Origin of the sequence: Meiothermus taiwanensis WR-220, assembly GCF_003568585.1 — a bacterium.
Lineage (GTDB): Bacteria > Deinococcota > Deinococci > Deinococcales > Thermaceae > Meiothermus > Meiothermus taiwanensis.
Window position 1 is genome coordinate 176,875 of sequence record NZ_CP021131.1, and the last position, 23,755, is coordinate 200,629.

The 23,755-nt window shown below is 65.9% G+C and carries 26 protein-coding genes and 3 pseudogenes; 14 read left to right on the plus strand and 15 right to left on the minus strand.

From position 1 onward, the window contains the following. The first annotated feature begins 22 nt into the window (after positions 1 to 22). From MTAI_RS14580 to MTAI_RS14620, 11 genes are all read left to right on the plus strand, one after another. The gene (locus tag MTAI_RS14580) at positions 23 to 259 is read left to right on the plus strand and encodes a double zinc ribbon domain-containing protein (RefSeq protein ID WP_157840906.1); all 237 of its coding nucleotides are present in this window, start codon (positions 23 to 25) and stop codon (positions 257 to 259) included. Beyond that, positions 256 to 2,544, plus strand: a complete 2,289-nt coding sequence (locus MTAI_RS14585) for a cysteine peptidase family C39 domain-containing protein (RefSeq protein WP_131455708.1) — start codon at positions 256 to 258, stop codon at positions 2,542 to 2,544. Before MTAI_RS14580 ends, MTAI_RS14585 begins: the two co-directional genes overlap by 4 nt. Before the next feature lie 14 nt (positions 2,545 to 2,558). Then, positions 2,559 to 3,215, plus strand: a complete 657-nt coding sequence (locus MTAI_RS15495; protein WP_027889002.1) for a hypothetical protein — start codon at positions 2,559 to 2,561, stop codon at positions 3,213 to 3,215. Beyond that, complete coding sequence (locus MTAI_RS15500) at positions 3,101 to 3,490, plus strand: winged helix-turn-helix domain-containing protein (protein ID WP_425373725.1); 390 nt, start codon at positions 3,101 to 3,103, stop codon at positions 3,488 to 3,490. Before MTAI_RS15495 ends, MTAI_RS15500 begins: the two co-directional genes overlap by 115 nt. A gap of 122 nt (positions 3,491 to 3,612) precedes the next feature. Beyond that, a complete protein-coding gene (locus tag MTAI_RS14595; RefSeq protein WP_187388627.1) occupies positions 3,613 to 3,984 on the plus strand; it encodes a transposase in 372 nt (123 codons plus the stop codon). Positions 3,985 to 4,225: 241 nt separating this feature from the next. Beyond that, complete coding sequence (locus tag MTAI_RS15655) at positions 4,226 to 5,308, plus strand: AfsR/SARP family transcriptional regulator (RefSeq protein WP_281004677.1); 1,083 nt, start codon at positions 4,226 to 4,228, stop codon at positions 5,306 to 5,308. Further along, positions 5,289 to 6,203 (plus strand): tetratricopeptide repeat protein, encoded by a 915-nt coding sequence (locus MTAI_RS14605; RefSeq protein ID WP_245453157.1) that lies wholly within the window; start codon positions 5,289 to 5,291, stop codon positions 6,201 to 6,203. Before MTAI_RS15655 ends, MTAI_RS14605 begins: the two co-directional genes overlap by 20 nt. 36 nt (positions 6,204 to 6,239) lie before the next feature. Continuing rightward, entirely contained in the window at positions 6,240 to 6,431 is a 192-nt protein-coding gene (locus MTAI_RS14610; RefSeq protein ID WP_043983460.1) for a hypothetical protein, read from the plus strand. Then, positions 6,401 to 8,128, plus strand: coding sequence for a hypothetical protein (locus MTAI_RS14615; RefSeq protein ID WP_027887969.1), 1,728 nt, complete (start codon positions 6,401 to 6,403; stop codon positions 8,126 to 8,128). Before MTAI_RS14610 ends, MTAI_RS14615 begins: the two co-directional genes overlap by 31 nt. Continuing rightward, on the plus strand, positions 8,080 to 8,622 hold the full coding sequence (locus MTAI_RS15515; protein ID WP_027887970.1) for a hypothetical protein: 543 nt from the start codon (positions 8,080 to 8,082) through the stop codon (positions 8,620 to 8,622). The genes MTAI_RS14615 and MTAI_RS15515 overlap by 49 nt, the downstream gene beginning before the upstream one ends. A gap of 9 nt (positions 8,623 to 8,631) precedes the next feature. Next, positions 8,632 to 9,924 (plus strand): peptidase associated/transthyretin-like domain-containing protein, encoded by a 1,293-nt coding sequence (locus tag MTAI_RS14620; protein WP_027887971.1) that lies wholly within the window; start codon positions 8,632 to 8,634, stop codon positions 9,922 to 9,924. On the opposite strand, the pseudogene MTAI_RS14625 reads toward MTAI_RS14620, so the two are convergent. Then, positions 9,858 to 10,361 (minus strand): annotated as a pseudogene (locus MTAI_RS14625) (serine/threonine-protein kinase); the annotation flags it as partial. The gene MTAI_RS14620 and the pseudogene MTAI_RS14625 sit on opposite strands and share 67 nt — an antisense overlap. A 446-nt stretch (positions 10,362 to 10,807) precedes the next feature. Further along, positions 10,808 to 12,400: pseudogene (locus MTAI_RS14630) on the minus strand (copper-translocating P-type ATPase); the annotation flags it as partial. A 44-nt stretch (positions 12,401 to 12,444) separates the two neighbouring features. On the opposite strand from MTAI_RS14630, the gene MTAI_RS14635 reads away from it, so the two are divergent. Beyond that, on the plus strand, positions 12,445 to 12,945 hold the full coding sequence (locus MTAI_RS14635; protein ID WP_081439958.1) for a winged helix-turn-helix domain-containing protein: 501 nt from the start codon (positions 12,445 to 12,447) through the stop codon (positions 12,943 to 12,945). 122 nt (positions 12,946 to 13,067) lie between these two features. Continuing rightward, entirely contained in the window at positions 13,068 to 13,499 is a 432-nt protein-coding gene (locus MTAI_RS14640) for a transposase (RefSeq protein WP_157413585.1), read from the plus strand. Here the strand turns inward: MTAI_RS14640 and MTAI_RS14645 are convergent. From MTAI_RS14645 to MTAI_RS14700, 13 genes and pseudogenes are all read right to left on the minus strand, one after another. After that, positions 13,489 to 14,430 (minus strand): annotated as a pseudogene (locus MTAI_RS14645) (heavy-metal-associated domain-containing protein); the annotation flags it as partial. The gene MTAI_RS14640 and the pseudogene MTAI_RS14645 overlap by 11 nt on opposite strands. 129 nt (positions 14,431 to 14,559) lie before the next feature. Next, positions 14,560 to 14,850 carry a metal-sensitive transcriptional regulator gene (locus MTAI_RS14650; protein WP_043983112.1) on the minus strand — a complete coding sequence of 97 codons (291 nt, stop codon included), beginning with the start codon at positions 14,848 to 14,850 and terminating at the stop codon, positions 14,560 to 14,562. A gap of 16 nt (positions 14,851 to 14,866) precedes the next feature. Beyond that, a complete protein-coding gene (locus tag MTAI_RS14655) occupies positions 14,867 to 15,070 on the minus strand; it encodes a CopZ family metallochaperone (protein WP_013156683.1) in 204 nt (67 codons plus the stop codon). A 52-nt stretch (positions 15,071 to 15,122) separates the two neighbouring features. Then, positions 15,123 to 15,929, minus strand: a complete 807-nt coding sequence (locus MTAI_RS14660; protein WP_119342530.1) for an IS5 family transposase — start codon at positions 15,927 to 15,929, stop codon at positions 15,123 to 15,125. 116 nt (positions 15,930 to 16,045) lie between these two features. After that, the gene (locus tag MTAI_RS14665) at positions 16,046 to 16,627 is read right to left on the minus strand and encodes a DUF305 domain-containing protein (protein ID WP_223299795.1); all 582 of its coding nucleotides are present in this window, start codon (positions 16,625 to 16,627) and stop codon (positions 16,046 to 16,048) included. Positions 16,628 to 16,655: 28 nt separating this feature from the next. Then, positions 16,656 to 19,007 carry a copper-translocating P-type ATPase gene (locus MTAI_RS14670; RefSeq protein WP_187388628.1) on the minus strand — a complete coding sequence of 784 codons (2,352 nt, stop codon included), beginning with the start codon at positions 19,005 to 19,007 and terminating at the stop codon, positions 16,656 to 16,658. 143 nt (positions 19,008 to 19,150) lie between these two features. Beyond that, positions 19,151 to 19,312 carry a hypothetical protein gene (locus tag MTAI_RS15520; RefSeq protein ID WP_245392007.1) on the minus strand — a complete coding sequence of 54 codons (162 nt, stop codon included), beginning with the start codon at positions 19,310 to 19,312 and terminating at the stop codon, positions 19,151 to 19,153. Positions 19,313 to 19,339: 27 nt separating this feature from the next. After that, positions 19,340 to 19,525, minus strand: a complete 186-nt coding sequence (locus MTAI_RS15525; RefSeq protein ID WP_013156687.1) for a hypothetical protein — start codon at positions 19,523 to 19,525, stop codon at positions 19,340 to 19,342. A gap of 135 nt (positions 19,526 to 19,660) precedes the next feature. Then, the gene (locus MTAI_RS14680) at positions 19,661 to 20,305 is read right to left on the minus strand and encodes a hypothetical protein (protein ID WP_013156688.1); all 645 of its coding nucleotides are present in this window, start codon (positions 20,303 to 20,305) and stop codon (positions 19,661 to 19,663) included. A gap of 13 nt (positions 20,306 to 20,318) precedes the next feature. Further along, entirely contained in the window at positions 20,319 to 20,555 is a 237-nt protein-coding gene (locus MTAI_RS14685; RefSeq protein WP_013156689.1) for an SHOCT domain-containing protein, read from the minus strand. A 125-nt stretch (positions 20,556 to 20,680) separates the two neighbouring features. Beyond that, a complete protein-coding gene (locus tag MTAI_RS14690) occupies positions 20,681 to 21,073 on the minus strand; it encodes a DUF302 domain-containing protein (RefSeq protein WP_027887977.1) in 393 nt (130 codons plus the stop codon). Between the two features lie 25 nt (positions 21,074 to 21,098). Next, complete coding sequence (locus MTAI_RS14695; RefSeq protein ID WP_027887978.1) at positions 21,099 to 22,592, minus strand: multicopper oxidase family protein; 1,494 nt, start codon at positions 22,590 to 22,592, stop codon at positions 21,099 to 21,101. An 89-nt stretch (positions 22,593 to 22,681) separates the two neighbouring features. Further along, a complete protein-coding gene (locus MTAI_RS14700) occupies positions 22,682 to 23,062 on the minus strand; it encodes a four-helix bundle copper-binding protein (RefSeq protein WP_206074950.1) in 381 nt (126 codons plus the stop codon). 242 nt (positions 23,063 to 23,304) lie between these two features. Between MTAI_RS14700 and MTAI_RS14705 the strand changes: the two genes are divergently transcribed. Beyond that, positions 23,305 to 23,736 (plus strand): DUF411 domain-containing protein, encoded by a 432-nt coding sequence (locus MTAI_RS14705; RefSeq protein WP_245453150.1) that lies wholly within the window; start codon positions 23,305 to 23,307, stop codon positions 23,734 to 23,736. Positions 23,737 to 23,755 lie beyond the last annotated feature (19 nt).

The following is a 23,755-nucleotide window of genomic DNA, read 5'->3' on the forward strand; positions in this document are numbered from 1 at the left end:
GAGGGCAGGGGAGGGAAGAGCCGTGGAAGAGGCCCGGGAAGTGTTCTATCGCATCTGCCCGCGCTGCGCGCGCGCGGTCCCGCTGGCCTCGAGCGAGCGCTACTGCACCAACGACGGCACCCGGCTGCTCGAGGCCTGCCCCGGCTGCGGAGCCCGGATCACCTCGCCCTATGCCCGCTTTTGCGGAAGGTGCGGGCGGGAATTCCGCCTCGAAACCCGGGCGTTGGAGGACAAGGCAGGGCAAGGAGGATTGGGATGAGACATTGGTTTGTGAGCGTATGGGTGTTGGCGGGCCTGCTCGGGGCCTGCGGCCCCAGGAACTCGGGCGATGATAACGCGGTGGTGATCAGGGCCGCCGAGGGCGGGGTGGTCGAGGCGGGCGGGGCTAAGCTCACGATCCCACCGGGGGTGCTGAGCCGGGACAGCCGGGTGAGCCTCGAGCTCAGGGCCAAGCCCAGCGAGCCCCAGGACAACCCCCTCCAGGCGGCCGGGCCGCAGGTGGGCCTCGACCTCGGCGGGGCCAGCCTCAACGCCCCGGCCACGCTCGAGCTGCCCACCGACCCCACCAGCCCCGAGGGCAGCGTGGTGGTGCTGGAGACTGTTGCCGACCCCGAGCCGGACGGCCCCCGCCTGTGGGTGCACGCGGCCACGCCGGTAGGCGCCGGCGCGGCGGGGGTTTCGGGGCAGACGCTGCCCGCCAAGGTGGCCTACGCGGTGCGCCGGGTGGGGCTGTACACCGCCTACGTGGTGCCCAAGCCCAGGCCCCAGGAGGGGGGCATGCGCTCGCTGCAGGTGCCCTTCTACTACCAGGCGGGCCTGCCGTGGTGCGTCCCGACCTCGCTTTCGATGGTGATCAACTACCACCGGCCGCAGCCGGCCCTGGCCACCAACCCCAGGTTCCCTGGGGGCTTCGCCAGCAACTACGGCCTGGCCAGCCTGATCAAGCAGTCACCCAGCAGCGGCGCGAACGGGGGGAGCATCCTCAAGGCCGCCGGGATCCCCGAGAGCGCTTACAGCTACCTGCGCTGGGACGCCGAACTCATCCCCAGCGACAACACCTCCGGCGACTTCAACGCCTTCACCGCCTACGTCACCCTCGCGACCACCGGCTTCTTCGGCCTCTTCCCGGCCAAGCCGGTGTGGACCGACTCCGACCGCCTGTGGCACGCCTTCGTCCTCACCGGGGTGACCAAAGACGGCGTCTACTTCGCCGACTCCAACGCCCGCCCCCACCAAAACTGGAACGGCACCCACCCCTCGATGACCTGGAAAGCCTTCCGCGAGGCCAACTGCACGCTCAAAGACTCCAAGGACCCCACCAAAGGCTGCGTCGACACCGGCGATCCCAACAAGCCCGACCTCTATACCATCGTCTTCTTCAACGAGCCCAGGCCCGAGGCCGAGCGGCGTGGCTCGATCGAGCTGAGCCACGGCGAGACTGTGTACTTCGGCGGGGTGGGCTACCCCTTCTCGGCCTCGCTGATCTTCCGCAACCCCTCCAACCAGGAGATCTCGCGCTGGAAGTGGAGCGGCCTCTTCCCCAACGGCTACTACTTCAGCGACGAGGCCACCACCCTCCCCACCTTCCCCTACGGGCGCAACCTGGTGCAGGACAACGAGTTCCACAGCCTCATCTACCGCTCCAGCCGCATGGAGGCCAGCTTCAACGTGGTCAACGTCACCAACGTGGCCCTCGACTTCGAGGTCGAGGCCCGGCTCTACGTGGCCGGGGCCATGAAGGCCCAGCGCTTCGCCAACGTGAGCGTGGGGGCCTACAACCTCAGGCCCCTCGCCCTCGACTTCGGCAACCTCGCTAGCGTGGTGGGGACGGTGGACGGGCCCACCCCGGCGCGGCTGGAGCTCAACCTGCGCCAGGGCGGCACGTTGCAGGACGTCAAGCATATCGCCTTCAAGCTCGCTCCCGACCCCTCCGACCTGCCCAAGGTGCGCATCCTCGTGCCCAGCGCCCCCACCACCTTGCTCAAGGGCGAGCCTTTCACCTTCCGCGGCGAGGGCTTCGACGCGCACACCCTCCCCAGCGGCCGGGCCCGGCTGGCCTGGTTCGAGGGGGCCACCCTCCTGGGCAACGGCGGGCAGTATACCCTCACCCCCAGCGCCGCCGGCTCGCGCACCCTGACCCTCGTCGCCACCGGCGAGTACGGCCTGCAGGCCACCGCCTCGGTGAGCGTCAACGTCATCGACCCCACCCGCACCCCGGGCGAGATCGTGATCGTGGAGCCGAAGAACGGCGCCAGCTACTGGAGCCCCAACATCAACCAGCCCATGGTCGACGTGCCGCTGGTGGGCTACGCCACCTACTCCAACGGCGCGGCGGTGCCCGGCGAGCGGCTGGTGTGGACCGCGCAGGGCTGGGGCGAGCCCGAGGTGGAGGTGGGGCGGGGCTCGAGCCTCACCGTGCGCCTGGCAGGTGGCCGCAACTACGGGGCGTCCTACACCATCCGCCTCACCGTGCTGAGCGACGGCGGGGAGCCCATCGGCAGCAAGACCGTGACCATCACCGTCGGCTACACCTACATCGGCTAGGGAGGGAAGAGGCCATGACCCGCACCTGGATCGTTCTCCTGGGCCTGCTGCTGGCGGCCTGCAACACCGGCGCCCCGGCCGGCCCGCCCAAGATCAACGCCTTCACCGCCACGCCCGCCAGCCTGCCCAGCGGCGGAGGCAGCGTGAGGCTGGAGTGGGACGTCAACGGCGCGAGCAGCCTCGACATCAGCGGGGTGGGCAGCGTGACCCCCGCCGACAGGGGTAGCAAGACCGTCAACCTAACCACCAGCCGAACCTTCACCCTCACCGCGACCAACAGCGCCGGGAGTGTGAGCAAGGACGCCTCGGTGACGGTGGCCCCCGCGCCTTCCATCAGCGTCACGCCCACCTCGAGCGCCTTCGTGGCCGGCGACCCCGGCGGCAGCTTCGACGCGGTGGTAATACCAAATCTCCCTCGAGGTGACACCTATAGTAGGATTGGGGAATGGGTCGTAGGATTGCCCCAATCGATTGGACTGAAAGCGCAGAGGAGCTGGAGGCACAGTATAGACGGGAGAAGCACCTGGAACGACGTAAACGGCTGCAGGCGATGTGGCTGGTACGTCGAGGCAAAGCTGCACAGGATGCGGCCAAAGAAGTGGGGATTGGACGTAAAACCCTCAACCGGTGGCTGGCTTGGTATCGGGCCGGGGGATTGCAGGAGGTGTTGAAGCGCGTACCGGGCTGGGGGGTCAAGGTCAGTCGAGCCTGGTTGGATCAAGACCAACAACTGGAACTGCGAGCCGAGAGTGCCCAAGGAAGCTTTCGCACCTACGAAGAAGCGCGGCAGTGGGTGCAACAACGCTTTGGGGTGCAGTACAGCTATAAAGGCCTCTATGGGCTGATGGCTCGATGGAAGATTCACCCCAAAGTACCGCGACCGAGTGCTGCCAAGGCCGATGCGGCAGCGCAAGCGCGCTGGAAAAAGGGGGGCTCAAAGCCCTGATAGCCGAGCAGCTCCACCGAGGGGGTCAGACCCTGGGGGAGGCTCTGGGCCGGATTGGGTTTAGCGATGAGCTGCGGTTGGGACTGCTGGGTCAAGTTCGACGGGTGCTGGCGCCTCGGGGGGTGAAGGTCGTTCAAACGGTACAGCGGGCATACCAGTATGCCTACCTGCTGCTGGCGGTGATACCGGCCATCGGTCAGTTGAGGTGGGGTTGGATTCCCCGCCTGAAGCAAGAACACCTCAAACCGGTGCTGGAGCAATGGGGGTTAGCCATCAACGTTTGGGATGGGGCGGGGGTTCATCGGGGTCGTAGCCTATCCGAGCTAGCGGGGAGTCGTATCCTTCAACCGGCCTATTCGCCCGAGCTCAATCCTGCCGAGCGGGTGTTTGAGGAGGTCAGGCGGGCCATTGAAGGCAAAGTGTACCCTTCGCTGGAACACAAACGCCTGGCTGCCGAGGAGTTCCTCACCCAGCTTGCGGCTGATCCAAACTAGGGTCAAGCGGCTTTGCTTTTGGCCTTGGATTCAAGAGGCTTTATGTGTCACCTCGTCGTAGAGTTGGTATAAGAACCCAGCGCAAAACCTGCGGCAGGCCCTCTACCTGCTGTGCCGGCTGCCAGGGGCGGGAACCTGGCTGCTGGACGGGGAGCGGCCCGCGCTGTATGCCGAGGTAGACGCACTGGCGCCCACCCTCGAGGCCCTGCGCGCGCCGCTGTTACCGGGTCTACCGGATGACCTGCCTCCTGCGTTTTGGGACTGGCTGGCCCTCGAGCGCCAAAGGCTGGAGGGGCTGCGCCGCGAGCGGCTCTGGCAGGCCGCCCAGACCGAGCTGGAGCAAGCGCTCGGGTACCTTTACGAGCTCATCCAGCTTGATCCCCTGCACGAGAGCGCGGTACGCGAGGCCATGCGCCTGGAGGCCCAGGCCGGGCGGGTGCAGACGGCCTGGCAGCTTTACGAGAGCCTGCGCCAGACCCTCCAGCAGGAGCTGGGGGTAGAGCCCCTGGCGGCCACCCAGGCCCAGGCGGCCTTGCTCCAGCCCATCGCCCTGAGCCCGCTGGCCCAACGCCTCTGGGAGGCCCGAAGCCTTTACGCCGAGGAGGTTCGCCCCGAGTTCTGGGCTAGGGTGCTGGAAGAGGAGCCCTACGCGGTAGCGCGGGCCTGGGCAGAGCTCGAGGCCACCCCACCCCCACCCCTTTTGCCCCAGCCTTTGCGCCGGCACCTATGCCGCCGGATTGCGCTGGCCCTGGAAGCGCAGGGGGGAGAGCCCAGTACCACGGCCCGCTACTGGCTAGGGGCCTTGGAGCCGGAGCGGGCCTACCCCCAACTGCAAACCGCTGGGCGGCTGGCACTTCAACAGGGAAAGCCGAACGAGGCCCGGCTGGCTTTCTTTAGGGCCCTCTGGACGGCCGATACAGCGCCCTTGCAGCTCGAGGCCCTGCTGGGGCTGGCCCAGGTGGCCGAGCTGCAGGGCGACCTCGACTTGATGGAGGCCCTGGTGCAGAGGCTGGGCGAGCTGGCCCGGCGTCACCAGTGCGACCGCGCCTATTTTGAGCACCACCAGCGCAAAGCCGGGCTCCGGTTGCGGCAGGGCAAGCCCCAGGAGGCCGCCCTGGAGGCCCAGGAAGCCCTGGAGGTGGCCCGGCGGCTGGCCGACGAGGAACGTATTGCCCTGGCCCGGCTCTCTTTGGGCGCCGCCCACCTGGTGGCCGGGGCCCTGGAGGAGGCCAGGCCCCACCTGGAGGCCGCCACAAGCCCCAAGCCCCCAGACCCGGCTGCGGGCCCTGAGCAACCTGGGGGCGCTGTTCGGTTTACGCGGTGAGTACGAGGCTTCCGTAGGCTCTTTGGAAGAAGCCCTGACCCTGGCCCGGCGGGAGGGGCAACTGGCCTTGGCCGGCAGCCTGTTGCAAAATCTGGCCGCCACGACCCTGCGCTTGGGCCACTATGCCAAAGCCACCAAGCGCTTTGCCGAGGCCATCGAGCTTTCGCGTAGTCTGGGCGATGCCCGCACCGAGGCCACCAGCTACCGCAACCTGGGCTACCTGTACTTTTTGCAGGGGCAGTTCGGCCCGGCCTGGAACACCCTGGAGGAAGCCCTCGAGCTGGCCCGGCCCCTGGGCCCCGGTTTGCAGGCGCAGGTCTTGTTGGTGCAGGTGGAGCTACTGGGCTATCTGGCGGTCTACCCGGAGGCCAAAGGCCGGCTGGAAGAGGCTTTGGCGCTGGCCCAGGCGGCCCAGGACGAGCGGCTGGTGTGGGCCTGCCGCTACAACCGGGCTTTGCTGGGTCTTTGGCGCTGCCCGGAGGAAACCGCACCCATCGAGGCTCTGCTGCCCGGCTTGCGCGAAGCCCGCCTGGGCGACCTCGTTGTGGGGGCCGAATTCGACCTGCTGGCGCATGCCCACAAAGAAGAATTACTCGAGCTCCTTCTTGCTCGCTGCCGGCCCCAGACCCCGTTGCAGCACCTGGCCTGGCGGATGGGGGAGCTGCGCCTCTCGCTTTGGCGGGGCAGCCCCGACCCCGCGCCGCTGGCCCAGGCCCTGGCCCAGGAACCCCTGTGCCTGAGCGTGCCCGCCTACCGCTTGCTGGGCGAGGCCCACGCCCACCTGGGGCAACACCCCCAGGCCGCCGCAGCCCTGCGGAGGGCCCAGGAACTCCGGCAAAGCCAGCTAGAGGGGTTGCCTCGGCGGCTGCGCTTGGGCAGCAACGCCTCCGCTTGACGCCCAATTGACGCCCCCCCTTCTACCCTGGCAACCATGCCAGAGGGTCACCAGGAACTGTGCTATGTGCTCCGCATGTGGAGCGATGGCGAGCAGCAATGGCGCTACAGCCTTGAACCCCTGCGGGGCGGAGGCCGGCAAGGCTTTGCCCATATGGAAGACCTGCTGATGGCCCTCGAGCGCGCAAAGGAGGAAGCATGCGCTACCCAGCCGGAATCGCAGCCCTAGCCCTGCTGCTCGCGGCCTGTGGGGGTGGCCCCCCCAGCCGGATTGAGCCCAGGATTGACCCCGATACCCGGGTGCTCAGCCCCCAGAGCCGGGCCTCTTTGTCCAGCTTCACCCTCAATAACGCCCCGACCTGCCTGGACTACACCAACCAAAACCGCCCGCTCTGCCAGGCCACCCTCACCTTTAGCGCCGACAACCCCCAGCTCCAGGCCCTCGAGGTCGGACAGGTGCTGGTGAGCGAGCCCACCCCGGCGGCCCCTTATGGCCTCTTGCAAAAAGTCAAGAGCATTAGCCGCGCGGGCAACATCGTAACCGTCCAGACCGAGGAAGCCGACCTAGGCGAGGCCCTCGAGCAGGGCGAAGCCGAGTTCCAGAAGACCCTCACCCCCTCCGACCTGCAGTCGGCCCGGGCCCTGGCCCAGAGCGTGCGCTTTGCCGGCGGCCTCACCTCCTACAGTGCCCAGAGCGGGGTCAGGCCCATGGCCACCCTGGACTTCAGCTTCGACGAGGTGCTCTACGACCAGGACAACAACCCTTCCACCACCCAAGACCAGGTGCGGGTCTCGGGCAAGGTCTTCTTCGACGTGCAGAATGGTTTTAGCGCCGGGGTGAGCTGGAAAAAGGTCTTTGGGGTGCCCGCCTACCCCAACGGGGTCTACTTCAAGGTGGCCTACGGCATCAAGCAAAGCGCCGAGGTCAAGGTGAGCTCCGGGCTGGGCTACAGCATCAACAAGGAAAAAGAGCTGGCCAGCTTCAACTTTTCGCCCATCACGGTGTTTGTGGGGCCGGTGCCGCTGGTGTTTGTGCCCAGCCTGAAGATGGTGGTGAACGCCTCCGGGCAGGTGAGCGCGGGCCTGAGCTTTGGCGCTACCCAGAGCCTGAACGTTCAGGCTTGCCTGGAGTACAAGGACGGCTTCAACAACTGCAGCAGCTTTGGCGAGAGCTTCAACGCCGGCCTGAGCGGGGCCCAGGTGAGCGCTTTGGCGCGGGGGAGCCTGTTGGGCAAGGCCGAGGTGCTGCTCTATGGCATTGTGGGCCCCTACGCCAAGCTGGGGGGCTACCTGGAGATGGACGCGGTGGTGCCGCGCAACCCCATCTGGCGGCTTTCCGCCGGGGTAGAGGCCTACCTGGGCCTTCATCTGGGCATTGACCTGGGGGTGACCGAGTTCCGCCTGGACTACGACCTGAAGGTTTACGACAAGAACCTGGGCACCATCGCCCAGGCTACCCCTCAGCCGCCCAGCGTGACGCTCTTGCCAGGAGGCATAGGCTTGCCGCAGCTCCTCAAGCCCTATACCCTTTGCGCCACCGCCTACGACCCGCAGGACGGGCCCAAGGCGGTGAGCCTAAGCAGCAGCGTGGAGGGCAGCCTGGGCAGCATTGCCGCCAACACCAACCCGCCTTGCCTGAGCTACACCTTCACCACCGAAGGCCCCCGCACCATCACCGCCAGCGCCAGCAACAGCGCAGGGCTGAGCAGCAGCGCCACCCTGAGCCTGAACGTGCAAGACCCCCGCCCAGCGTCCAGATCCTCAACCCCAAGCCGGGTCAGAGCTTCTATGCCGGGCAGACGGTGCTCCTGCAGGGGAGCTGGCTCGACCCCAGCCTTACCACCCAGAACTGCGCCAATGCGGTCTGGAGGAGCAGTGTGGCCGCTGACACTCTGCCCACCAACGCCTGCGGCAACCCCACCGTAACCCTTAGCAGCAGCACGGCCTCCCGCACCTTGACCCTGGAGGTCAGCAACGCCCGGGGCAAGAAGGGGAGCGCCACGGTGAACATTAGCGTAAGCCCGGCTCCCACCAACTACCCGCCCAACGCCTCCATCACCCAGCCCGCCGGGGTCAACCCCGAGGTCGGCTACACCCAGATTGCCCTTAAGGGCTGGGTGCAGGACAACGAAAACGAGACCCTTACCTACACCTGGAAAATCCAGCGGCTGGACGGCAGCGGCAACCCCATCTCCGGCACGCTGCAGAACGTACCGGGCGGTTCAGGAAACGTCAGTTTTACCAGCGGCGGCACCGACCTGCCCACGGTGACAATCACCAACCTGACCTCGCTCTACCCCGGGGCTACCTGTGGGTTGCGCTTCCGACTTTTCCTCGAGCTCACCGACGGCAACGCCGGCCCCCCGGCCCGCCCCACGGTCGCCACGCAGGACTTCCGGCTGCCGCCCTGCATCAACTAGGAGGAACCGATGCGCTACCGCTTGCTTTCTTTGCTGCTGATTGCGGGCTGTGCGGGTGGAAACCCCACACCCCCACCCCCGCCCGTGGTAGGCGACTTTCAGATTGCCCTTTCGACCGGCACCCTCAACCTCGAGGCCGGTACCACCGGGAGCCTCGAGGTCACGCTGGAAAAAACCGGCGGCTTCGACGCCGAGGTGCAGCTTTCGCTGGTGCGCGTTCCCAGCACCCTGGGCGTCAGCGCTAGCTTTAGCCAAAACCCCATCCAGAGCAGCAGCACCCTAACCCTGAACCCCTCCGGCGAGCTGGCCGCGGGCGAGTACACCCTGCTGGTGCGGGCTACGGCCAGCGTAGGCGGCCAGGTGCTCAAGCGCGAGCGCCCCCTCACCCTGGGGGTTTCGGCCAGCGGCCAGATAACCGTGAGCGGCCAGGCCAGGAACCGCTTCGGGCAGCCGCTGGCGGGTGTGCCGGTCTGCCGGGGCAGCCGGTGTGTGAACACCGACGCCGAGGGCCGCTTTAGCCTGAGCGGGGTTCGGCCCCCCTACGACCTCACCGTGCGGCCCGCCGCTACCCAGGAGCACACCTTTTTGGGCCTGAGCTGGCCCGACCCCCTTTTGTTGCTCTTCACCAGCCTGGGCGGGGCTCCCGCCGAGCAGACCGCCAGCCTGAGCGGCACCCTGCTGCCCCAATCGGGCAGCGGCATCACCTTTCCCAACCCCGCCAACACCGGGGTGCAGGTGGTGTTTGGGGCGCCCCAGGCCAAGCCGACCCAGTTTGTGCCCCCCGGTTACAACCTGCAGGCCCTCTTTCCCGGCCAGGGTCCGGCCTACACCCTGAGCACGGCCTGGAATGGCACCGGCAGCGTGCAGGGCCGGGTGTATGCCCTGCAATGGCGGCATGCAGCCGGTGCGCCCGGCACCCCCGAGGCCTTTCTGGCCTACGGCAGTCGGGTGGTCTCGCTCGACCCTGGGGAGAGCACCAGCCTGACCGTGGGGGTGGCCCCCATCGGCACCGGGGCCTTGAGCGTGAACCTGACCAACCCCGGCGGCCTGACCCTGCGCTCGAGGCAGCTTTACGTGAACCTCGAGGCCCGCTCGCTCTTCCTGATTGCCTCCAACAACGCCGAAAGCCCGCTAAACCTGTCCTGGGCCACCCCGGTGATTCCGGGCAAAACCCTCACCTTCGCCGCCTACGCCGACGCCCCCGATGGCCGCACCCTCAGCTTCCAGCAAAACGGCCTGGGGCCCAGCGGCAGGCCCTTGGCCTGCTCGGGGGCCATGTACTGCGGGGTGCCCAGGGTGTAACCGGTGCGGGTCAGGTGGCGGCTCTCCTGGAGCAGATAGGCCAGCCCGAAGTCCATCACCTTAGGGTTGCCCTCGGTGGTGAGCAGGATGTTGCGCGGGGTGAGGTCGCGGTGAATGACCCCCCGACGATGTAGGTGCTCGAGGGCATCCAGTACCTCCAGAGCTGCCTCTAAAAGCCGCAACCCCTCCGGGCCGTCCTCGAAGGGGCCCAAGCGGTCAAAGCTGCCTCCCTCGACGAGTTCCATCACGAAGTAGGTTTTGCCCTCTTCTTCACCTAGGTCGTAGACCTGCACCACCCCGCGGTGGGATAGCCGGGAGAGAGCCTTGGCTTCTTGGAAGAAGCGGGCCCGCTCGTTGGGGTGGACGTAGGCGTGTAGGATTTTCACCGCTACCGCCCGCCCCACCCGCTCGTCGTAGGCACGCCACACCTCGGCCATGCCGCCTTGGCCAAGCGGGGTTTCCAGGCGATAACGACCGGCCAGCTTCACAAGCCCATTCTATGCCGCTACGTTATTAAGACCGGTGTTAGCCTTCTTTGGGTGCACTGCGGACCCACCCACACCAACCCAATCCGGTGCCCTAACCTGCGGCCTCGAGCGGCAGTTCGCCCAGCTGAAAGCTCCGGGGATAGCGCTCGAGGCGTAGTTTCGCCGAGCGGAGCGAGGGGTGGCGTAGTTTCGCCGAGCGGAGCGAGATGCTACAAGACGTGTTTGCCTAACGGGCAAAGCAGCTTTCGCCGCGAGACGCTACAAGACATGTTTGCCCTACGGGCAAAGCAGCTTTCGCCGCCGATAGGCGGGGTAGCGGGGTGGGGTGGCGTAGTTTCGCCGAGCGAAGTGAGGGGAGGCCAGATAAGGCAGGGGTCTTTGGAGGGTGCCCAGGGTCAGGCGGGAACCGCTTGAACGGCCACCGGCTCGGATGGAATCTTGGTCCCAAACGGGGGCCGAAACCTACGCAACCTGAGCGCGTTGGAGAGCACGAACACCGAAGAGAGGCCCATCGCCGCCCCGGCCAGCACCGGCGAGAGCAGCCAGCCCGTGAAGGGGTAGAGCACACCCGCGGCCACCGGGATCAGCACGATGTTGTAGGCGAAGGCCCAGAAGAGGTTGAGCCGGATGTTCTTGAGGGTGGCCCTCGAGAGCGCGATGGCGCCCGGTACCCCGCGCAGGTCGCCCGAGATCAGAATCACGTCGGCGGTCTCGAGGGCGACGTCGGTCCCGGTGCCGATGGCGATGCCCACGTCAGCCTGGGCCAGGGCCGGGGCGTCGTTGATGCCGTCGCCCACGAAGGCCACTTTGTAGCCCTGGGCTTGAAGTTCTTTTACCGCGTCGGCCTTGCCCGCGGGCAAGACCTCGGCCAGCACCTCGTCGATGCCGAGCTGGCGGGCGATAGCCTGGGCGGTGCGCCGGTGGTCGCCGGTGATCATGGCCACCTTGAGACCTTGGCGGTGCAAGGCGGCGATGGCCTCGGGGGTTCCTTCCTTGATGGGGTCGGCCACGGCCAGGATGGCCGCCAGCTTCCCGTTAACGGCGGCGTAGAGGGGGGTCTTGCCCTCGTCGGCCAGCCGGGCCGCCTCGGCGCCGAAGGCCGACACGTCCAGCCCCAGCCGCGCCATGTAGCGGTCGGCGCCCACCTCCACCCGGTAAATCCCCACCTGCCCACCCACCCCGTAGCCGGGAAGCGCCTCAAAGTCTACGGGCTCGCTCAGCTCTAAGCCCCGCCCCTGCGCGGCCTTGACGATGGCCTGTGCCACGGGGTGCTCCGAACTTTTCTCTAAGGAAGCTACCAAGCGCAGCAGCTCGGCTTCGTCGAAGCCCTCAAGGGCTTGCAAATCGGTGAGCTCCGGCTTGCCCTGGGTGAGGGTGCCGGTCTTGTCGAGGGCGATCACCTGGGCCTCCTGCAGGGTTTGCAGGGCCTCGCCCTTGCGGAAGAGCACCCCCATCTCGGCGGCCTTGCCGGTGCCCACCATCACGCTCACCGGGGTCGCCAGGCCCATCGCGCAAGGGCAGGCGATAATCAGTACCGCCACGGTGTTGACCAGCGCGAAGGTCAGGGCGTTTTCTCCGCCGAAGAGCAGCCACACCCCCGCGGTGAGCAGGGCGATGCCCAGCACGATGGGGGTAAACACCGCCACCACCCGGTCGGCCAGGTTCTGGATGGCGGGCTTAGAGCCCTGGGCCGCCTCGACCAGCTTGATGATCTGGGCCAGCACCGTACCCTCGCCCACGGCGGTAGCCTGGAAGGTAAAGGCCCCGTTTTGGTTGAGGGTTCCCCCGATGACTTTGGCCCCCTCGGATTTGAGCACGGGGATGGGCTCGCCGGTGATCATGGATTCGTCCACGTAGCTCTGGCCCGAGACCACCACCCCATCCACCGGGATCTTCTCACCAGGGCGCACTGCAATCAGGTCGCCGGGCAGGACCTCGTCCACGGGGATTTCCCGCTCGGTGCTTCCCTCTACCACCCGGGCGGTCTTATACCAAATCTCCCTCGAGGTGACACCTATAGTAGGATTGGGGAATGGGTCGTAGGATTGCCCCAATCGATTGGACTGAAAGCGCAGAGGAGCTGGAGGCACAGTATAGACGGGAGAAGCACCTGGAACGACGTAAACGGCTGCAGGCGATGTGGCTGGTACGTCGAGGCAAAGCTGCACAGGATGCGGCCAAAGAAGTGGGGATTGGACGTAAAACCCTCAACCGGTGGCTGGCTTGGTATCGGGCCGGGGGATTGCAGGAGGTGTTGAAGCGCGTACCGGGCTGGGGGGTCAAGGTCAGTCGAGCCTGGTTGGATCAAGACCAACAACTGGAACTGCGAGCCGAGAGTGCCCAAGGAAGCTTTCGCACCTACGAAGAAGCGCGGCAGTGGGTGCAACAACGCTTTGGGGTGCAGTACAGCTATAAAGGCCTCTATGGGCTGATGGCTCGATGGAAGATTCACCCCAAAGTACCGCGACCGAGTGCTGCCAAGGCCGATGCGGCAGCGCAAGCGCGCTGGAAAAAGGGGGGCTCAAAGCCCTGATAGCCGAGCAGCTCCACCGAGGGGGTCAGACCCTGGGGGAGGCTCTGGGCCGGATTGGGTTTAGCGATGAGCTGCGGTTGGGACTGCTGGGTCAAGTTCGACGGGTGCTGGCGCCTCGGGGGGTGAAGGTCGTTCAAACGGTACAGCGGGCATACCAGTATGCCTACCTGCTGCTGGCGGTGATACCGGCCATCGGTCAGTTGAGGTGGGGTTGGATTCCCCGCCTGAAGCAAGAACACCTCAAACCGGTGCTGGAGCAATGGGGGTTAGCCATCAACGTTTGGGATGGGGCGGGGGTTCATCGGGGTCGTAGCCTATCCGAGCTAGCGGGGAGTCGTATCCTTCAACCGGCCTATTCGCCCGAGCTCAATCCTGCCGAGCGGGTGTTTGAGGAGGTCAGGCGGGCCATTGAAGGCAAAGTGTACCCTTCGCTGGAACACAAACGCCTGGCTGCCGAGGAGTTCCTCACCCAGCTTGCGGCTGATCCAACTAGGGTCAAGCGGCTTTGCTTTTGGCCTTGGATTCAAGAGGCTTTATGTGTCACCTCGTCGTAGAGTTGGTATTAGCCTGCAGCGAGAGCAGCCGCTGCATGGCCTCGGAGGTGCGGCCTTTGGCGAGGGCCTCGAGGTACTTGCCCAAGAGGATCAGCGTGATCACCACCCCCGCCGCCTCGAAGTAGACGTGGCGGGCCTGCGGGGGGAAGAGGCCGGGGAAGAGCACCACCGCCAGGCTATAGAAGTAGGCCGCGCTGGTGCCGATCATCACCAGGCTGTTCATGTCGGGCGAGCCCGAGCGCAGGGCTTTCCAGCCGTGGCGGTAAAAGCGCAGGCCGGGGCCGAACTGCACCGGGGTCGCCAGGGCCAGCATCACCCAGGAGAGTGCGGCCATGACGCCGTGCCCGAAGGTGCGCATCAGCCATTCCTCGACAGGCGGGAAGAGCATGGGCAGCATGGCGATGAGGAAGAGCGGGAGGGCGAAGGCGGCGGCCAAGAGCACCGCGCGGCGCAGGTTGGCGATCTCCTTGGCGCGGGCTTCGCGCTCGAGGTCGGCGCGGTTCTGGCCCTTCCCCAACTCGAGCACGCCGTACCCGGCGTCGCGGATGGCCCGCTTGAACTGGGCCAGGCCGGTGCTGGCCGGGAGGTAGCGCACCGTGGCCCGCTCGGTGGCGAGGTTAACGCTCGCCTCGAGCACCCCGTCGAGCTTCTTCAAAGCGCGCTCGACCCGCCCCACGCAGGCCGCACAGGTCATGCCCGTGACGCCCAATTCAACCTCGGCCACCACCGGGGTGTAGCCCACCTCCTGGATCTTCTCAATCAGGGCCTGTGGAGTGGTGGTAGCGGGGTCGTAGGCGACCGTAGCGCGTTCGGTTGCCAGGTTGACCGAGGCCGCCTCGACCCCCTCGACCTTCTTCAGCCCGCGCTCCACCCGGTTCACGCAGGCGGCGCAGGTCATGCCCTCGACGCCGATCTGCAACTCTTTGGTCATCCGCTTCACCCCATTCGGTTGTTCGGGTCGTATGTCTTACGTCCTACGCAAGATGCAAATCGTACGGCGTACGACGTGGGGCGCATGGCAACCCCGCGTTTTGCGTCTTGCGTTTAGCCTACGACCTCATTAGCGGTACTTCAGCACTTCCATCAACTCGGCCACCAACTCGTCGGTGTCGCCGCGCTGGGCTGCGCTGGCCACGTGCTGCTCGAGGTGGCTCTTCAAGACCAGGTCACCCACCTTGTCCAAGGCACCCTGCACGGCCTTGATCTGCTTGAGCACGTCCACACAGTAGGGCTCGCCCTCCAGCATCTTGAGGATGCCCTCGAGGTGCCCCTTGGCCGAAAGCAGCCGGTTGCGCGCCTCCTGCCGAACCTTGGGATCAAGGTGCAGGGTGTGCTCGGCGATGGGGTTCACATTCCCTCCCTCTGGATCACGGACGGACTGAGGCTGTATAGCCCTCTTCCTGCACCGCGTTGATGAGCCGGTCCACAGGAGCGTTGCCCTCGACGATGGCCCGGCCCTCCTGCAGGAAGACCTCCACCTTCTCCACGCCCGGCACACTCTTAAGGGCCTTCTCGACGCTCATCTTGCAGTGGCCGCAGCTCATGCCTTCGATTTTGAGTTCAATGCTCATCTTTCGCCTCCACCCCCTCCAGGGGAGGGGTACATTTCCAGCTTAGAGCCTGCTAACTAGCTGTTCGTAAAAGCTCCACAGTTTTCGCTGTCATCAGAATCGAAAAAGCCAACCAGTGCCAACCTCGCAAGGTCTCAGCCAGCCGCTCATAGTCTCGCGCCAGCCTGCGAAACCGGGATGTCCAGGCAAACGAACGTTCCACCACCCAACGCTTCGGCAGCAGCACGAATCCTCGTTTGGCCCCTTCCACCTTGACCACACACAGGGCGATGCCTTCCGCCTCTGCCGCTTGTGCCGCTTCCTCCCCAGTGTAACCCTGATCCACAAAGGCCACTTCCACCTGCTCCCCCGTCACTTCCTGCACCTGTTGACTGAGGGCTCCCACCTGGGCCCGTTCCTGTTCACTGGCCGCCGTTACTACCAGGGCCAGCAGATGCCCCAGGGTATCTACCGCCAGGTGAACTTTGCTTCCCTTGCGTCGTTTGTACCCATCGTATCCGGCCCGCTCCCCACTTTGCGGGGTGGACTGTAGGGTGCGAGCATCGTAGATGGCAGCGCTGGGATGGGCGGCTTTGCCCTGGAGCATTCGCAGGGTCATGCGCAGGTCGTGTACCAGGTCTTCGAAGACCCCCCGGTTCATCCAGCGGTAGGCTTGCGCCTGAACGATATGGGGGGGTGGGAAGTCGTGGGGCAGGTAGTCCCACTGAGCACCGGTTCGAACCATCCAGCGCAGGGCGTTGAACACTTCGCGCAGGTCGTACTTGCGCTGGGGTGCTTCCAGCGGGGCGAGGGTCAAATAGGGCAGCACCAGAGCCCATTCCTCATCACGGACGTCCGATGGGTAAGCACGGCGGTTCATGCTCTAAACATAACTGCAGTGCCTGATTTGGGTAAGGTGGTTTGTAGATTCTAGGCTTCGCTGGAGATAAAGTCAACCCCACCCAGGGAGGGGTGGGGTTAGCGCGGCAGGTGGCTTCAAAGGGACTTTAGCCACTCCCGATACTGCTCGATCTCGCGGCGCTGCACGGCGATGACTTGCTGGGCGAACTTCTTGAGCTCAGGCTTGGTGGCCTTCTTCAGGGCCAGCTCGGACATGTCGATGGCGTCTTGGTGATGGGGGATCATCCCCTCTAAAAAAGCCCGGTCTACCGGCATGGCATGCCCCGGCATGGCTTGCATGCTCATTATGGCCGTGTCCATCATGGGCTTCATATCGCTTTTCATCATGTCCATGTACATCCGGGAGGGCGCCACCCCGTACCAAGCTTTGAGCCAGGCCGTAAGCTGGCCAATCTCCTTGTTCTGCACGGCGATGATCTCCTGGGCTGCTTTGCGGATGCGGGCGTCCTTCGAGACCTTGAGCACCGCCTGGGCCATCTCCACCGCGCCCCGGTGGTGGGCAATCATCATCGACATGTAGGCGATGTCGAAATCCTTACCGGTGAGCTTTTCCAGCACGGCCATGCTCTGCATGGCCATGCCCCCGTGTTGCGAGTGGTCGGTCTGGGCCAGGGCCAAGCCGAGCGCGAGTGTAAGTGCCAGGATTGTTCGCATCATCTTCCTGCACGATGGTGGCGAATTTGTGTTAAGCCCGTGTAAAGCGCTGCCGCGACCCCACCCCCAGCAGCAGCGCGTTCACCGTCACGATCACGGTGGAAGCGCTCATCAGCAGCGCTGCCCACTCCGGCCGCAACAGGATACCGTAGCTGTTGTAGAGCGCTCCCGCCGCAACGGGGATGGCCAGCACGTTGTAGATGGCCGCCCAGAAGAGGTTCTGCTTGATCTTCCCGCGTACCTTGCGGGCTAGTTGAATGGCCTTGGCGACATCGGCGGGGTCGTTCCTTACCAGCACCACGTCGGCGGTCTCCACGGCCACGTCGGTGCCGGCCCCGATAGCGATGCCTACGTCGGCCTCGGCCAGGGCGGGGGCGTCGTTGACCCCGTCGCCGACCATGGCCACCTTGCGCCCCTGGGCCTGGAGCTCTTTCACCTTAGCCGCTTTGTCCTCGGGTAAAACCTCGGCGATTACCGTGTCTATGCCCAACTGGCGGGCCACGGCCTCGGCGGTGCGGCGGTTGTCGCCGGTGAGCATCACGGTCTGGATACCCATGCGGTGCAGCGCCTGCACCGCTTTGCGGGCGGACTCACGGACCACGTCGGCCACCGCGACCACCCCTGCGGGCTGGCCGTCCACCGCCACGTACATGGCGGTCTTGCCCTCGGCGGCCAGCCGGGACACCCGTTCTTCCAGTTGGCCCACCTCGACGCCTTCCCGGTCCATGAGCCTCCGGTTGCCGATGAGCACCGTGCGCCCCTTAACCTGGGCCACCACACCGTGCCCGGGGACAGAATCGAAGGCGTCGGGGGGTTGCACGCCCACGCCACGCTCCTCGGCCGCCCGCACGATGGCCTCGGCCAGGGGGTGCTGCGAGGGCTGGTCGGCGGAGGCAGCGAGGGCCAGCAGCTCTTCGGGGGTGAAGGGGGCGATGGGCTCGAGGTCGGTTACCGCGGGCTTGCCCTCGGTGAGGGTGCCGGTCTTGTCGAAGACCACCGTGTCGATGGCGGCGGTGGCCTCGAGCGCGGTCGCGTTCTTGAACAGTACGCCCTCCCGGGCCGCCACCCCCACCCCCACGGTGATCGCGGTCGGCGTCGCCAGGGCCAGCGCGTCGGGGCAGGCGATCACCACCGCCGAGACCGCCACGGTGAGGGCGAAGACCAGCCCCTGTCCTCCCAGGAAGTACCAGAAGAGGAAGGTGAGCACGCCCGAGCCCAGCGCGATGAACACCAGGTACTTCCCGGCCAGGTCGGCCAGGCGCTGGGCCGGGGCTTTGGAAGCCTGAGCGTTTTGCACCATCTGCACGATGCGCGCAAGGGCCGTATCGGCCCCCACGGCGGTGGCCCGGAAGGTGAAGGCCCCGTTTTGGTTGAGGGTTCCCCCGATGACTTTGGCCCCCTCGGATTTGAGCACGGGGATGGGCTCGCCGGTGATCATGGATTCGTCCACGTAGCTCTGGCCCGAGACCACTACCCCATCCACCGGGATCTTCTCACCCGGCTTGACCACCACCTCGTCGCCCACCACCACTTCCTCGAGCGGGATCTCTACTTCTTGCCCCCCGCGTCGGACCCGGGCCGTCGCGGGGGCCAGCTTGAGCAGGGCCTCCACCGCTCGCCCGGTGGCGAAGCGCGAGCGCATCTCGAGCCAGTGCCCCGCCAGGCTGAAGGTGGTAAGCATCGCGGCCGCCTCGTAGAACACCTCGCCCTTGAAGAGGAAAGTGGCCCCCAGCGAGTAGGTGTAGGAGACCAAGATGCCCGTGGCGATCAGGGTCATCATGTTGGCCTCGCCCCGCCGCAGGGCCCGCCAGGCCGCGCTAATGAAGGGCCAGCCGCCCCACCACACCACCGGGGTCGCCAGCAGGAAGCCCCACAGCCCCATCGAAAGGCCGAAGGGCGGCATGTCGGGGAAGCCCAGCGCCCCGCCGATGGGCGAGAAGATCACGACGGGCAGGGTCAGCAGCAGCGACACCACGAAGCGCCGCAGCATGTCGTTCACCATCGCGGCCCCGTGCCCGGCGTGTTTGTCGTGCCCCTCGTGGCCCGCGTGCTCCTGGTGCCGCACGGCGGCGTGGTCGTGGTGGGCGTGGTCGTGGCCCTCCGAGCCCACGCTGGGGTGCCCGGGCTGGGCCTCGGAGGGGGCGCAGTCGGCGCAGTCGCAGGCGTAGCCCCTTTGCTCGATCTCGGCCTCGAGCCGCTGGGCGCTCGTCACCGCGGGGTCGTAGGCGAGGTGGGCGACGCCCCGGGTGCGGTCGAGGTGGACCTGCTGAACGCCTTCCAGCCGGGCGAACTGCCGCTCGAGGTCGGCGTACTCCGAGCCGTCGTGGCAATTCCTGAGGGCAACCTCGAGGACCGCCGTGGTTTGATGCGCCCTATGTTCCATCGTTACCCTCCGGGTGGCAGCCAGTTTAGGCGCCGTATATCCCTCCCCAGGTGGGGGGGGAATGTGAAATCAGGATAGTTTGAACCATGCAAAAGGTCAATCCCCTCCGAAGTTTCCCGCGAATAAAGAGGCAGGGACGTTAGTCAGGGCTTCAAGGCTTCAGGCATCGCGGTGAGTAGCTTTTCCTTGCGCCCATAAGAAGACCGCAGAAAGACCAGCGTGGCATTAGTCCATTCCTGCACGGCAGCGAGCTCCGTGTCGTCGGGCCGCTTGCGATGGGGGTAGGCCCCGTACTCCACGTACATGCTGAAGCGCTCGGCCACGGCCACCCCTCACTTCGCTCGGCGAAACCACGCCTCGAGCGCCAGCACCTTGTCCAGATCGAAGCGGACGGCGAAAGGCAGGAGGAAGGTGGGCTTGCCGCAACTGCCGCCCAGCCCCACCATCGGGAAACCGGCGAGGCTGGGGGTCTGGTACATGCGCGCGCAGCGCTCGAGGAAGGCCGCGCGGTCGCGCACTTTGTCTTTGCCAGCTTTGAGGCTGGCAACGTACTAACCCAGCGAAAGTTCGGTGAATTCCATGGCTTATCCTCGGAGGACAATCCTAACTTCTCCCCTTCGATCAAACAAAGCCCGGATCGGTATGCACCGTTGCTACTCTCCCAGGAAAATCCCGTGCCAGGTGTGCACCCAGACCTCACCAGTGTAGGCGCTCACCGAGAGCATCCCCTCGACCGCTTTGCGGCCAAAATCAAAGGTGTAATAACCGCTGAAAGCCTGACCCTCCATGACTGTGGCTCCCGGCAAGTAGCCCTTGAGAAATTGCCTGGCCAGTTTTTGCGCGGCAGCCTTGTCGTAGCGCGTGGCTGTAGGCTGGCCCTGCATCATGCCATAGCCCATACCCAAGCGGGTGTTCCACATCATGTTGGGGCCGGGCTCGAGATAGACGTTGCCGGTATAGCGGTCGGCCAGGATCTCTACCAGGCCGTTGCCCTTGGCATCGACTACCTGGGCGTAGTAGTTCTCGCTGAAGCTCATGAAATCCTTAAGCTTGGCCTCGGAGCTAAAGCGTTGAGCGAAGGACTCGAGCCGAGCCCTGGCTTCGGCTGGGGGGATGGGCTGAGCCTGGGCGGGATGAAAGCTCATCATGCCCATACCTCCGCCCATCATCCCACCCATCATTCCCGGGCCGTACCCATAGCCCTGCATCATGCCCGGATTGCCCCACATGCCCTGGGTAAGGGCTAACCCCAGCACGGCCAGGCCTACGATCGCTAGCCAGAACTGTCCGCGTTTCACAACGCACCTCCTCTTACTCGTTCAGGTCGCGCTTCATGCGCTCGAAAGTATCCTTGTCGATCTCGCCTTTGGCATAACGTTCCCGCAGAATCTCCAGGGCGCGGTCCCGCCCCTCCCTCGATGGACGGGAGAGGGCCCGCACCAGCAGGTAGATCAGCAGCACTAGGACGGCTAATTGGGCCAGCAGGCCCAGCCAACCCCAGCCGCCCATCATGCCGTAGCCGTAAGAACACCAAGGACACCAACCCATCACAGTCCCCTCCTTCTAACCCCGAACTTCGAGCACCCCCATCATCCCCCGGTCCTCTGCCAGCAGGACAATCCACAGCGCCAGCCGAACTTTGCGCATCTGCCTCGGCTTACTCCGGCTCGACTCTAGGGGGCCTCCTCTAGAGTTTGCAGAGCACGGCTCAAACGGACACGGGCCTCTTGGGCCAAGGGCTCGAGCTGTCGCCGGGTGGCTTCTTCAGTTAAGCTAAACATTGCCTCGGGGTCGAGGATGCTGACCTCAACCTCCCCCTCGAGCTGGCGTAGCACCACGTTGCAGGGCAGCAACAGCCCGATGTCACGGTCTGTATCTAGGGCCTGCCGGGCCAGGTTGGGGTTGCAGGCTCCCAGGATCAGGTACGGCTCGTACTCCAGGCCCAGCTTCTCCTTCAGGGTCTTTTGTACGTCAATCTCACTCAGAATGCCAAAGCCCTGGGCTTTCAGCGCTTCCACAGCTCGGGTCCTGACCTCGATCAAGTCACCCGACAAAATGGTTTTCATCGCGTAGTTCGACACATTTACCTCCTCATCCCTTCACCTGCAAGATCCCCATCATTCCCCGGTCTTCGTGCTCGACGATATGGCAGTGGTAGACAGTGACCCCGCTGAAGTCGCGCAGGGGCACCGCGATCCGTACGGTCTCGTTCTTGCGCAGGTTCACGGTGTCCTTCCAGGCCCGGTAGGGCGCCGGCTTGCCGCCCCGCGAGAGCACCTGGAAGGGATAGGTGTGCAGGTGGAAGGGGTGATCCATGTCGGTTTTGTTAACCAGCTCCCAGACCTCGAGGCTTCCCAATTGGGCCCGCACATCTACCCGGGCCGGGTCGAACATTTGGCCGTTGATGAAGAACTCGGCCTGCATCATTCGCTCGCCTAGCTCGAAGCGGCGGGTAGCGGTAGCCCTGGCGGGCTCGAGCCGTTCGACGGGGGCCAGCGAGGCCGGCAGCGGCAGGGGCTTGGGGCTGGCCGGGGCCACCACGGTGAGCAGGGTCTCGAGGCGGGTGGCCCCCATGCCCATCATGGAGCCCATCATCCCCGTGTCGCCCATGCCCCCCCTGCTGCCGTGGTCCATCATCCCGTGGTCCATCATCCCCATCCCCTGGTCGCCCATCATGCCGCCCTGCATCATCATCGCGCCGCGGTCGTAGGGGAGGGCCTGCAGCCGGTAGTTGCCAGGCCGGCTCAGGCGCACGAGCACCTCGGCCCGTTCGCCGGGGGCCAGCAGGAGCTCGGTGAGCTCGACCGGCTTCTCGAGGAAGCCGCCGTCGGTGGCGATGAGGTAGAGGGGATGGTTTTCCAACGCCAGCCGGTAGTAGCGGGCGTTGCTGGCGTTCAGGAGCCGCAGGCGCAGGGTGGCTTTCTGAGCACGCAGGGTCGGGCGCACGGCGGCGTTGACGGTGAGCAGGTTGCCCTCCCGGCCGTTCATCCAGTCCATGTGGGTCCAGGCCGGGATCCGGTTGCCGGAGAACAGCCAGTCTTTGAGCACCAGGAGGTGTTCCTCGGCCCCCTTCAACTCGGGCAGGGCATCGAGCGGCCCTTCCACCACCAGCAGGCCCGCCAGCCCCGCGTAGAGCTGTGGGGCCACCCGGCCGTGGACGTGGGGGTGGTACCAGTAAGTCCCCGCTGAGCCCTTAGGGACGGTGAACTCGTACAGGCGGCTCTCGCCGGGCTGGACCAGGGCCAGCGGGTCGTCCACGCTCGGGGGCACGTGCAAGCCGTGCAGGTGCAGGTTGGTGGCCTCGGGGAGGTTGTTGGTGAAGTTGAGCCGCACCGTCTCGCCCTCGCGCAGGCGCAGGGTAGGGCCGGGGAAGCCACCGTAGGTCAGCAGTTGGACGGGTTTGCCGCCCATGGTGAGATTGCTTTGTCGAGCAGCAATCTGCGCCTCTACCACGCCGCCCGCCCGGCGCACCTCGAGCGTGCGGGGCTGGGGAAAGGACGCCTGGGCGAGGGCGGTAAGCCTCGAGAGCGCGTAGCTGCCCGCCAGGCCCAGGGCTCCGTACTTCAACAGTTCGCGTCGGTTCATAACGCCTCCTGCTTTAGCCTGCGCGTGGAGTGTTAAGCCTGTGCAAAGGGCAACCCCCGGCCGTGGCCGGGGGCTCGAGGGGGCGGGCATCAGGCGGCCTGGGCCATGCGGCGGCACTCCTGGGCGCAGCGGCGGCAGGCGTCGGCACAGGCCCTCATCGCGCCGTCGGGGTCATCGATGGCCTCGCAGCTCTGGGCGCACGCCTCGCAGACCTCGGCACAGGCCCGGCAGACCTGGGCGTGGAGCCGCGAGCCCCGCAGCATGAAGTCCTTGGCCGTCTCGCAAATCTGTACACAGTCCATCATAATGGTCATGTGGGCGGGCTCGACGTGCTGGCCGCCGTGCTGCAGGCAGTGTTGAACGGTGGTGAGGCATACGTCGTGGCACTCCCCGCAGGCCTCGATGCAAGCCTGCATGGCGGGGCTCATGCCGGTGGTGCCGTGGGTGTGGTGCTGGCTGCTGTGCTGCATGGCTGGACCTCCTGAAATTCGGCCTTTCGGCCCTGATCCGGCTGGCAATTCCGGACGACGAGAGGCAGAGTTAAAGCTCGAGCCGGCGGGTCGAAGGAGGTTCAACTTTAGCCCCCCCGCCTGAAGTTGCCTTGAGTGCCGGCTGAAACTACCGGGTTTACAAAGGCTTAACACCAAGGCATTAGCCTCTGTCGGAGAGGAAGCTTATGACCCATCAACCCGACCGAAGACGAGCGCTGAAGATGCTCGGCGGCCTCGCCCTGGGCCTGGCCGGCGGAGCCCTGGCGCAGCAGGGGAGTGCCCTGAAGGGCCTCGAGGCCACCCTCTACAAGTCGCCCACCTGCGGCTGCTGCGGGGAGTACGTGAAGTTCCTCCAGGCGCAGGGCGCCCTGGTGAAGGTGGTGCTGCAGGACGACCTCAGCCCCCTCAAGCGCCGCTACGGGATCCCGCCCGAGGCCCAGAGCTGCCACACCATGCGCCTCGCGGGCTACACGGTGGAGGGGCACGTCCCGCTGGCCGCCCTCCAGAAGCTGCTGCGCGAGCGACCCAGGATCGACGGGATCGCCCTGCCGGGCATGCCCTCGGGCACGCCGGGGATGCCCGGCCCCAAGACCCAGCCCTACCGGGTGCTGGCCCTCGTCAAAGGGCGGCTCGAGCCCTTCGTGACGCTTTAGGGCGCCCCTTCCCACCGGA

Coding starts and splice junctions, on each gene's coding strand:
- MTAI_RS14585 (WP_131455708.1), top strand. CDS start 256: ATGAGACATTGGTTTGTGAGCGTATGGGTGTTGGCGGGCCTGCTCGGG.
- MTAI_RS15495 (WP_027889002.1), top strand. CDS start 2,559: ATGACCCGCACCTGGATCGTTCTCCTGGGCCTGCTGCTGGCGGCCTGC.
- MTAI_RS14610 (WP_043983460.1), top strand. CDS start 6,240: ATGCCAGAGGGTCACCAGGAACTGTGCTATGTGCTCCGCATGTGGAGC.
- MTAI_RS14615 (WP_027887969.1), top strand. CDS start 6,401: ATGCGCTACCCAGCCGGAATCGCAGCCCTAGCCCTGCTGCTCGCGGCC.
- MTAI_RS14620 (WP_027887971.1), top strand. CDS start 8,632: ATGCGCTACCGCTTGCTTTCTTTGCTGCTGATTGCGGGCTGTGCGGGT.
- MTAI_RS14635 (WP_081439958.1), top strand. CDS start 12,445: ATGGGTCGTAGGATTGCCCCAATCGATTGGACTGAAAGCGCAGAGGAG.
- MTAI_RS14655 (WP_013156683.1), bottom strand. CDS start 15,070: ATGAGCATTGAACTCAAAATCGAAGGCATGAGCTGCGGCCACTGCAAG.
- MTAI_RS14660 (WP_119342530.1), bottom strand. CDS start 15,929: ATGAACCGCCGTGCTTACCCATCGGACGTCCGTGATGAGGAATGGGCT.
- MTAI_RS14665 (WP_223299795.1), bottom strand. CDS start 16,627: ATGATGCGAACAATCCTGGCACTTACACTCGCGCTCGGCTTGGCCCTG.
- MTAI_RS14670 (WP_187388628.1), bottom strand. CDS start 19,007: ATGGAACATAGGGCGCATCAAACCACGGCGGTCCTCGAGGTTGCCCTC.
- MTAI_RS15520 (WP_245392007.1), bottom strand. CDS start 19,312: ATGTACGTGGAGTACGGGGCCTACCCCCATCGCAAGCGGCCCGACGAC.
- MTAI_RS14685 (WP_013156689.1), bottom strand. CDS start 20,555: ATGGGTTGGTGTCCTTGGTGTTCTTACGGCTACGGCATGATGGGCGGC.
- MTAI_RS14690 (WP_027887977.1), bottom strand. CDS start 21,073: ATGAAAACCATTTTGTCGGGTGACTTGATCGAGGTCAGGACCCGAGCT.
- MTAI_RS14695 (WP_027887978.1), bottom strand. CDS start 22,592: ATGAACCGACGCGAACTGTTGAAGTACGGAGCCCTGGGCCTGGCGGGC.
- MTAI_RS14700 (WP_206074950.1), bottom strand. CDS start 23,062: ATGCAGCACAGCAGCCAGCACCACACCCACGGCACCACCGGCATGAGC.
- MTAI_RS14705 (WP_245453150.1), top strand. CDS start 23,305: ATGCTCGGCGGCCTCGCCCTGGGCCTGGCCGGCGGAGCCCTGGCGCAG.